Source organism: Candidatus Limimorpha sp. (genome assembly GCF_056203535.1).
In genome coordinates, this window is sequence record NZ_JBADWU010000062.1 from 1 (window position 1) to 9,579 (window position 9,579).

At 43.2% G+C, this 9,579-nt stretch carries 11 protein-coding genes; 4 read left to right on the forward strand and 7 right to left on the reverse strand.

The genetic code is table 11. From position 1 onward, the window contains the following. Positions 1-149: 149 nt before the first annotated feature. The 7 genes from AC06MN_RS07530 to AC06MN_RS07560 all read right to left on the reverse strand — a co-directional run bounded on the left by AC06MN_RS07530 (position 150) and on the right by AC06MN_RS07560 (position 5,227). Positions 150-848: an RloB family protein gene (locus tag AC06MN_RS07530; protein WP_475671745.1), complete on the reverse strand. Its 699-nt coding sequence runs from the start codon at positions 846-848 to the stop codon at positions 150-152. A gap of 12 nt (positions 849-860) precedes the next feature. Next, positions 861-2,126: an AAA family ATPase gene (locus tag AC06MN_RS07535; protein WP_475671746.1), complete on the reverse strand. Its 1,266-nt coding sequence runs from the start codon at positions 2,124-2,126 to the stop codon at positions 861-863. 195 nt (positions 2,127-2,321) lie between these two features. Further along, positions 2,322-2,897, reverse strand: a complete 576-nt coding sequence (locus AC06MN_RS07540; protein ID WP_475671747.1) for a LemA family protein — start codon at positions 2,895-2,897, stop codon at positions 2,322-2,324. Between the two features lie 6 nt (positions 2,898-2,903). Next, positions 2,904-3,371 carry an aspartate carbamoyltransferase regulatory subunit gene (gene pyrI, locus AC06MN_RS07545; protein ID WP_475671748.1) on the reverse strand — a complete coding sequence of 156 codons (468 nt, stop codon included), beginning with the start codon at positions 3,369-3,371 and terminating at the stop codon, positions 2,904-2,906. A 124-nt stretch (positions 3,372-3,495) separates the two neighbouring features. Beyond that, positions 3,496-4,416 (reverse strand): aspartate carbamoyltransferase, encoded by a 921-nt coding sequence (gene pyrB, locus AC06MN_RS07550; protein WP_475671749.1) that lies wholly within the window; start codon positions 4,414-4,416, stop codon positions 3,496-3,498. A 212-nt stretch (positions 4,417-4,628) separates the two neighbouring features. Further along, on the reverse strand, positions 4,629-4,943 hold the full coding sequence (locus tag AC06MN_RS07555) for a type II toxin-antitoxin system RelE/ParE family toxin (RefSeq protein ID WP_475671750.1): 315 nt from the start codon (positions 4,941-4,943) through the stop codon (positions 4,629-4,631). Continuing rightward, complete coding sequence (locus tag AC06MN_RS07560; RefSeq protein ID WP_475671751.1) at positions 4,943-5,227, reverse strand: hypothetical protein; 285 nt, start codon at positions 5,225-5,227, stop codon at positions 4,943-4,945. The genes AC06MN_RS07555 and AC06MN_RS07560 overlap by 1 nt, the downstream gene beginning before the upstream one ends. A 102-nt stretch (positions 5,228-5,329) precedes the next feature. Between AC06MN_RS07560 and AC06MN_RS07565 the strand changes: the two genes are divergently transcribed. The 4 genes from AC06MN_RS07565 to AC06MN_RS07580 all read left to right on the forward strand — a co-directional run bounded on the left by AC06MN_RS07565 (position 5,330) and on the right by AC06MN_RS07580 (position 8,939). Further along, on the forward strand, positions 5,330-5,542 hold the full coding sequence (locus AC06MN_RS07565; RefSeq protein ID WP_475671752.1) for a hypothetical protein: 213 nt from the start codon (positions 5,330-5,332) through the stop codon (positions 5,540-5,542). A gap of 51 nt (positions 5,543-5,593) precedes the next feature. Then, a complete protein-coding gene (gene argS / locus AC06MN_RS07570) occupies positions 5,594-7,408 on the forward strand; it encodes an arginine--tRNA ligase (protein ID WP_475671753.1) in 1,815 nt (604 codons plus the stop codon). A gap of 48 nt (positions 7,409-7,456) precedes the next feature. Continuing rightward, a complete protein-coding gene (locus AC06MN_RS07575) occupies positions 7,457-8,170 on the forward strand; it encodes a 16S rRNA (uracil(1498)-N(3))-methyltransferase (RefSeq protein WP_475671754.1) in 714 nt (237 codons plus the stop codon). A gap of 118 nt (positions 8,171-8,288) precedes the next feature. Continuing rightward, a complete protein-coding gene (locus AC06MN_RS07580; protein ID WP_475671755.1) occupies positions 8,289-8,939 on the forward strand; it encodes a DUF4159 domain-containing protein in 651 nt (216 codons plus the stop codon). The last annotated feature ends 640 nt before the right edge of the window (positions 8,940-9,579 follow it).

The window sequence follows — 9,579 nt, forward strand, 5'->3', positions numbered from 1 at the left end:
GCAACTTTTGTGTCAAGACAAAAGTTGATAAGAAATGAATTATTAGCGTTATTTGTAATGTTTAGTAGATATTTGTAAATGTGACACTTATATCATTTTCCTATATCTTAGAAAAATCAGTCATCCGTTATACTACAGCCATTCCTTTTTCATTTCTTTTTCAACAAAAGTTCAGGCTTCTCTAATTCATCCACCAATTTATCTATCATTGTGCAGGGCTTGTGTGTAACATAATTGGTTCCTGCAAATAAACTGCGAAGTCGTTCGGCAAAGCGTTTAGCCAAGTCCTCCTTGCCATATTGCTGGAGCAATTTGTAAATTTCAGGATTTCTTTTCTCATACTTGAAATTTTCGTCTCCCATCCTGTTTCTAAAGGCTTTCTGAAGTTTGTCAATATACTCTGCACGCCCAATACCGGTATCCAAATACTCAAAATGCAGGTAATACCACAACTCAAAAGCTTCGTTAGTCCATGCACTCTGGAAGCCAAATTTGCGGGCTTTCTCGATGGCTTCGTTAAAATCACCAAAGTCATCCTTGTCGAACACTACCCATACACGGTCAAAAGTCATGGCGTTTTTTCGCTCAAGATCTTTCTTGATTTTCATTGTCTCATCTACTAATGCGGTTGTGGACATTCCTTCTCCTTCAATCGTCACTTCACGGACAGTTGAAAAATGGTTCTTAATCAGAGCCTCAAAGTAGAATGGTTCTGTTTTTGTCCCCTCGCACACAATCAGAAAACGCACAAGCCTTTCCCTGACATTTTCATTGCGCTTTTTTGCAGCTTTGGCTTCTTTTCGTTCCCGCTTTAGCTTAGCAATCTCGTCTTTTCTTGAGTAGCCCATATCTCGGTTCTCCTATTTTCCGACGAATGGTATGGCACCGTATCTGCCACGGATGTAATCGTGTTTGATGTCACGGTCATTACGCACTTTTTTCCCATTTTCGTCCTTAAATTCAACCAACGAATAGATGTCTGTCGCCTCAACATCGTCCTTCTCGGCGAACCAAATCTGGTCGCGGCGGATAATATCCAAATCCAGTAAATTGGTATCGTGTGTGGCGAAGATTAATTGCGCCCCATGCTGGTTCTTTTGTGGATCCATAAACAAAAGAACGATGTTCCGTGTCAGCAAAGGATGAAGTTTTGCATCCAGTTCGTCCACAATCAGTGTCTTGCCTTCGTTTAATGTGTCAAAAATCGGCCCCGACATTTCTATCATCTTTTTGGTTCCTTCCGATTCCATTTGGTTCTTAAAGAAATTTCGTTCTCCCACTACAATTCCATTTTCATCATACACATTGTGGGTGGTAATTGGCTCGACATAAATCCCTGTTGTCAAAACCTTTTCCAATTGTGATTTTATCGACTCTGGAGCATTATTCATAGCATCTTTCGGAATGTCAACTTTTTTGACAGAAAAACGAGTGAAACCCAACTGCAATGTTTTGAAAAACTCTTGAGCTTCATCGGCTCCATGCAGATGTTCCAAAAACATATTGAGAGAGAAAGCTTCATAACCTTCAGTGTCAATTCCTGAAAGCACATTGCACTGCTTGAACCAACCCATCACGGAATTGGATTTCTCACCTTTCAGTTGGGCAACAAGAGAAAGGAAAAGTCGGTTCGTATTGGTCAATTCTTCCTTGCCTTTTCCTTCAGGGAATCTTTTGGCTGAAACATCTATCATGTCTCGAGCACGAACAAAAAGCTCATATTCTTTCTCGCCAAACCGCTTCTCATATAACCATTCCGAAGCAATTTCTTTTCTGACATATTCGAAACCATAGCGATAGAGTGCATCTCCTTTTATGAATTGAATTTCAAACAAAGTTGGCTGCGAATCTGAAGATTTGTCCAAAGCAAAAGGATCGTATGGCAGTTCGTCACCTTCATTAAGTTGTACTGAGTGTCTGACCATATATCTCATTGTGTATATCGCCTGAATGAGGTTGCTCTTGCCACTGGAGTTTGCTCCATAAAACACCGCTAAAGGGAGCAAAGATAATTTACCTTTATCAATTATAGCCTCTTTGTGCTCTTTTATCGAACTCGCTTCCATGCTAAACGTGTGCTCATGTTTGAAAGACCTGAAATTCTTGACTGTAAAGTTTACTAACATTTCTCAAATTTTTCGCAAAAATAGGTAAAAGAATCTGATGAAAGAATGAAAAAATGAGATTTTTTCGGATATTTCTAAAGCGACGTATCTTGTTGCTTAGATTGGGTGGGAAGACTTCTGGCAAGACTAACAAAACGAAAAAAAGGTCGAAGCAAACGCTTCGGCCTTTTTGATTTTTCATATTTCAAGGTGTCCTTAAATGTGTGGCGCTTGATCGGCGTTTTCGCTTGCCTCAAAATAAGGGCGCTTTTCAAAACCGAACAAGCTGGCAATGATGCTGCTTGGAAACTTGCGGACTCGCTTGTTGTATTCCTGAACCAATTCGTTGTAACGCTGGCGTTCGGTGAGGATGCGGTTCTCGCAGCCTTTCAGCTGTGCCTGAAGCGTCAGGTATTGTTCGTTGGCTTTCAAATCGGGATAGTCTTCAATGCGGGCCGTCAATCTGCCAAGTGTGTTGGTCAGTTCGTCTTGAACGCCTTCAAAACTTTGCAGTTGCTCTTCAGTCATGTCGTTGGCTGTCAGTGTGGTAGCTGAGGCTTTCGCCCTGGCTTCGGTGACGGCAATCAGCGTGCCTTGCTCAAATTCGGAATATTCCTTTACCACGGCAACCAGATTCGGAATCAAGTCGGCGCGGCGTTGGTACACGTTTTCAACTTGTCCCCAGGCATTCGTCATGTTTTCCTGCGCCTTGATGAACTTGTTGTAGGTCGAAACGCCCCAAATCAGGATTACTGCGAGAATGGCTATAATGATGGTCCACGTCTTTTTCATGGCAGATTAGATGAATTCCAACTTGTCTTCGGTGGTGTTCTTTTCGCAGTAGTGGCAGTGCAGTTTTATATGTCCGTCTTTGCCTTTCAGGACGACGAACTTGGTCGGGACATCATGCTCCTTGTTGGTGATGCAGTTCGGATTGGCGCATCTCACAATGTGTTCGATGCGTTCCGGAATGACAACCGATTGCTTGTTGATGACTTCGAAATCCTTGATTTCAATCAAAGTGGCAGTCGGTGCGACAAGAGCTATCTTGTTGATTTCCTCGGATTCAAAGAACTTGTCCGTGATTTTGATGATACCTTTCGTGTCGTATTTCTTGCTTTCTAAGTTGGTGCCGAAATAGACAGGCTTGTCGATGGTCTCGAGACCCAATATTTTGATGACCTGAAACACTTTGTCAGCCGGAATGTGGTCGATGACAGTGCCGTTTTCAATGGCCGAAACAACTAATTCTTTTCTTTTTTCCATATCGCGTTGTGATTTGTTATTCAAAGATTTAAGATTAAAAATTTAAAGATTGGTTTTCGGTTTACAGTTTTCAGTAAACGGTTAACTGATAACTGAAAACTGATAACCGATAACCAAAACCAAATTATTTAAGTCCAAGGATGGAGGCGATGAGAGCCTGACGTGCGTAAACACCGTTTTGTGCCTGCTGGAAATAATAGGCTTTCGGGTTGGCATCGACATCAACATGGATTTCGTTGACGCGCGGCAACGGGTGCAGCACGCGGCAGTTTGGCTTTGAGTTGGCCAACATTGCGTTGCGCAGGACGTAGGAATTCTTCACCTTTTCGTATTCTTCAGGGTCAGGGAAACGTTCGCGCTGGATGCGGGTCATGTAGATGATATCTGATTGAGGGATAGCGTCTTCCAGTTCGGTGAACTGTTCGTATTTCAGGTTTGCATCCTTAATGTGCTGTTTCACGGTGCTCGGCAGTTTCAGTTCGTTAGGAGAGACGAGGTTGAATTTTGCATTGAAATTGCACATGGCTTCGACGAGGCTGTGAACCGTGCGGCCATATTTCAAGTCGCCTACCAAAGTGATTTCAAGGTTTTCGAGTGTGCCTTGGGTCTTGCGGATGGAGTAGAGGTCGAGCATGCACTGGGTCGGGTGCTGGTTTGCACCGTCGCCGGCATTGATAATCGGCACTTTGGAGACTTCTGAAGCAAAACGGGCGGAACCTTCTATTGGGTTACGCATGACGATAAGGTCGGCATAGCTGGCCACCATAGTGATGGTGTCGGCCAGAGATTCACCTTTCTGAATGCTTGTGCCGGCGGTGCTGCTGAAACCGATGACGTTGCCGCCCAAAAGCTGGATGGCGGTCTCGAAACTGAGGCGTGTACGGGTCGATGGCTCAAAGAAAAGCGAACCGATGATACGGCCGTTCAGCAGATTCTGATGTGGGTTTTTCTCGAAGTCTTCGGCAATGTCAAGGACATGGCAGATTTCTTCCGGTGAGTAGTCGCTGATTGAAATCAGACTGCGGTTTTTTAATGATATTGACATAATTGCGTGTATTTGAATTGTTTCGACAAAAAAAAGACGGTCAACGATTTGACCGCCGCAATGAAGAAAAAATGAAATTCAAAGTGATGGAACCGAACGATTCCCTTTTTGATAAGATTATCCTGTGGCTTCACTAAGTACATCATCAAAGTGCAAAAGTATATATTTTTCTGATACCAGAATCGGTTTTTGAAGGAAATAATTTGATTATTTTATGCATCGATTTGGTTTGCCTGATTTAACGGTTCTTTTCGTGTTTCCCAAATATCGGCAATGTAAACTGATTCGTTTTCAATGAAATAAACCATTTTGCTGTGTTTATTTATCACAATGCTCCTATAGGATTTTGGATTTGAAATTAAAAGCGGTTCGGCTTTTCCAAGATTAGGCATTTTTTCCAATTGCTTTGCAACGGCAAAAATTTCATCCCTAAAGCTATCTTTTGCATTGTCTCCGAAAAACTCGAAGATGTAGTCGGCAATTTCAATGAATGATTGCTGTGCTTTAAGAGACCAGACGACTTTCATCACTTTTTTGAAAAATGATTGTTGAAATTTTGCATAACTTCCTCTGTGCTAAATGTTTTACCGGAAGCTATATCGGTTTCGGCTTCGGCAATACGGGAATTCAATTCCTCCAAAGTATAGGGCTTGCAATCGGTATTGTCGATAAAGCGGTTTAGGTTTTTGATTTGACCATCAGAAAATTTCAGTAGAAAAGATTTCACTAATTCGGTCAAATCAATGTCGTGAGCTTCGGCATAAAGGAAAGCTTTGTTGAGGGTGGCTTTGTCAATTTCTAATGTTGTCATCATCATTTTCCCAATAATTATGCGGCAAAATTATAAAAAATGCGCGGTTTCGGGGACTTGTTGACGACTGTTTTTGTATTTTTGCCATCAAAAAAGTGGATGATGAAAGAGTACGATACGCAAGAAGAATGCGTTGCCTCAATGGCTGCAGAAGCTCAAGCTGTTTACGGAGAGACTAAACAAAAGAATACAATGCATCATAGAACTTCGCAATATATTCCCTTGGGTTACATGCCGTTGGAGCGTTTTGGAGAATTTTTCCATGAAAAATTAGATGCTTGCTATGCGGAATTACAAGGTGATAGTAAGCAATGATGCGGTTGAATCCCGATTTTTACTATTTTTGTGCAATTAAATTTCAGTACTATGTTAGAAGAAGTATTAAGACAGTTATTTATAAAGTCATTCAAGAACTTATACAATCAGGAAGCACCTGTCCAGCAGGTCAATTTTCAGAAAACCCGCCCTGAATTTGAAGGCGATCTGACCATCGTGGTGTTCCCGTTTTTGAAATTGGCAGGCCGTAAACCTGAACAATTGGCCGACGAAATGGGTGCCGAGATGATGAAGGAATCCGCCATGATTGCCAAATACAACGTGGTGAAAGGTTTCTTGAACATCTTGATTTCAGATAATTATTGGCTCTCATTCTTTGCTGAAAACCATGATAAGGAAATGTTTGGCCGCAAGGAAATCAGTGGCAAACCTGTCGTGGTGGAATATTCTTCGCCAAATACCAACAAACCTTTGCATTTGGGCCATATCCGCAACAATCTTTTGGGATGGAGCGTCTCCGAAATCATGAAGGCTAACGGTCAGAATGTGGTGCGCGTCAATCTGGTGAACGACCGTGGCATTCACATCTGCAAGAGCATGTTGGCCTGGAAACGCTGGGGCAATGGCTGCACGCCAGAATCGACAGGCAAGAAGGGCGACCATCTGATCGGCGATTTCTATGTCATGTTCGACAAGGAGTTTAAGAAAGAAGTGAAGGCTTTGCTGCCTGATAACTTCGACCAGCTTGATGAAAAAGCGCAGGAAGAAGCCAAGGCAAAGGCCGAAGCCGAATCTCCATTGATGCAAGAAGCCCGTGAAATGTTGCGCAAATGGGAAGCCAATGACCCTGAAGTGCGCCAGCTTTGGGAGATGATGAACCAGTGGGTTTACGACGGTTTCGATGTCACTTATAAGAGATTGGGTGTGAGCTTTGAAAAGATTTACTACGAATCACAGACTTATCTTTTGGGTAAATCACTGGTGCAGGAAGGCCTTGAAAAAGGCGTGCTGTATCGCCGTGACGATAACTCGGTTTGGTGCGATTTGCGCGATGAAGGCCTTGATGAAAAACTGTTGCTCCGTCGCGATGGAACCTCGGTTTATATGACGCAGGATTTAGGTACCGCACAACTTCGTGTGAAGGAATATGATCCTGAAAAACTGATTTATGTTGTCGGCAACGAGCAAATCTATCACTTTGATGTGTTGAAGCGCGTTCTGGTGCGTTTGGGCCGTGAGTGGGGCAATGCCATTGAGCATCTTTCCTACGGCATGGTGGAGCTGCCGAATGGTAAGATGAAATCACGCGAAGGTACGGTCGTCGATGCTGACGATTTGATGGACGAAATGGTGGCAACGGCAAAATCCGTCTCCGAAGAACTTGGTAAGGCTAAGGATTTGTCGCCAGAAGATGCCGACAAGCTCTATCACACCATCGGCTTGGGTGCCTTGAAGTATTTCATCCTGAAGGTTGACCCGAAGAAGACCATGCTCTTCAATCCGGCTGAATCCATTGACTTTAACGGCAATACTGGTCCGTTTGTGCAATATACTCACGCCCGTATCTGTTCGGTTTTGCGTAAGGCGGAAGAAATGGGCGTAAAACTCGATAAGGAAGTGAAGATGAATGATTTGCAGCCAAAGGAAAAGGAAATCATCGTGATGATGTACGGCTGGCCGATGGTCTTGAACCAGGCGGCAGAAAACCGCAGTCCAGCCATGATTGCCAACTTCATCTTCGACTTGGCCAAGGAATTCAACCAGTTCTATCAGGATTGCCCGATTTTGAAAGAATCAGCCGATGTGGAGCGCCGTCAGTTCCGTCTGCAGATTTGCGACATGGTGGCCGCCTTGCTGAGAAATGCTTCTGAATTGTTGGGAATCGGAATGCCGAACAGAATGTAATCTTGTAGAGACGCGATTCATCGCGTCTCTTTATATTTTTTTGATTCAATGAATGTCTTTTATATCCCGGATGCGGTTGAGGGTCTGAACACCCTTTCGGAGGACGAATCCAAGCATTGCGTCAAGGTGTTGCGCATGACCGAAGGCGAACGCTTCTGCGTGTCCAACGGCAAGGGCTTTCTCTTTGATGCTGAATTGGTTGAGGCTTTGCCGAAACGTGCTTCCGTCAATTTGACCAATCAGCGCAAAGGCTACGACCATTGGAATTTCAATTTGGAGATTGCCATCGCGCCGACCAAACTGAACGAGCGCATGGAGTGGTTTCTGGAAAAGGCAACTGAAATCGGCATCGACAGAGTCAGGTTGTTTACATCATATCATTCGGAGCGTCGTGCTGCCAATGTGGAGCGTTTCGAAAAGGTGATGGTGGCGGCCATGAAACAATCCATCAAGTCGCGATTGCCGATTGTCGAGGATATTGTGCCGTTTGACAAACTCGTCAAGCAGCCTTTTGAGGGACAGAAATTCATTGCTTGGATTGATGACGATGTCACTGAAAAACTGTGCGACTTATATAATAAAGGTGAAAACGTGTTGATCCTGATTGGGCCGGAAGGCGATTTCAGTCCAGAGGAAGTGGCGTTAGCCAAGGAAAACGGCTTTGTTCCATGCAGTTTGGGTGATGCCAGATTGCGAACGGAAACGGCAGCCTTGGTTTCCTGCCATACGATACAATTGATAAATCAAATGCGGAATGGATAACGCGCTCGCCCTGAAAGGGCAGCTTGAAACAGCAAAAGGCAAGTGAACGTAGTTCACGACACCTTTTGCGAAATAAGGGAAAAGATAGAAAAACGCCCTGAAAGGGCAAACTAAAAATATGAGGAAAATATTGATAATCATATTGTTTGTAACGATTTCTACAATGGTCTCCGCCCAGCAACTCAACATCGCTTTGTTGAAATACCGTGGCGGTGGCGACTGGTACGGCAATCCGACCTCAATGCCAAATCTGGTGCGTTTTTGCAATCAGGAAATCGGTACCGACATCAATCCCGAAGTGCCGACGGTTGAGCCATCCAGTCCTGACATTTTCAATTATCCGTATGTTTACATGACGGGTCACGGCAATGTGGTTTTCGATGCCGTTGAAGCGCAAAATCTGCGTAACTATCTGATTGGCGGTGGTTTCCTTCACATTGATGATAACTACGGCATCCGTCAATACATTGAACCGCAGATGAAAAAGGTGTTCCCCGAATTGGATTTTGTGGAGTTGCCTTATTCGCATGAGATTTTCAAGGAACCTTATAGTTTCCCGAATGGCTTGCCCAAAATTCACGAGCACGACAACAAGGCACCACAACTGTTTGGATTGATTTACGATGGCCGTTTGGTGTGCATCTTCACCTACGAATGTGACCTTGGCGATGGTTGGGAAGACCAGCGTGTTCACCACGATTCGCAGGAAACGCGCGAAAAGGCTTTGAAAATGGGTGCCAATATTTTGAAGTATGTCTTTACGATGTAGAGATGTTGCGTAACGTCTCTGGTAGACATCAGAATAAAAATAGGCATTTATATACCATTTGACTTGTAAAAATTTCATGATAGCCATTAAGTTATGATGGATAATTGACTTAAGATCCCCATCTTTCATCCGTACTACATTTTCCACAAATGTTAAATGTTAAAATGTTAAATCGACCTCCAAAAAAGTGCCGCATTTTGCGTTAAAACGATAAATTGACACTGATTTTCGCGTGCGCGCGATATATATAATGTAATTATGATTAATAGAAAGAAGAGAGAAAGAATAGAAGTGCAAAATATTGAAATCCATAGTGTTGGGTTTTTATTGACGGAGTTTGGAAACGATAAATGTGTGCATTTAACGTTTTAACATCTTAACGTTTTAACACTTTGACACCCATTCGGAAAAAATATCGTTTTTCATTTTTCTAACTAGGGAAATTTTTTTCTCTAACTAGGGAAATCATTTTTGACTTTCAGAGTGCCCGAAATGTTAAATGTTAAAACGTTAAATGGATGGTCTTCCGACTTCCGTGAAGCCATCGACTTTTCGGCTTACATCTATCACATTAGGTCAAAAAATGTATTATTCTCCCAAAAATAGTAGTTTTGCCATGCTGGTCGCGCGGACACATGGC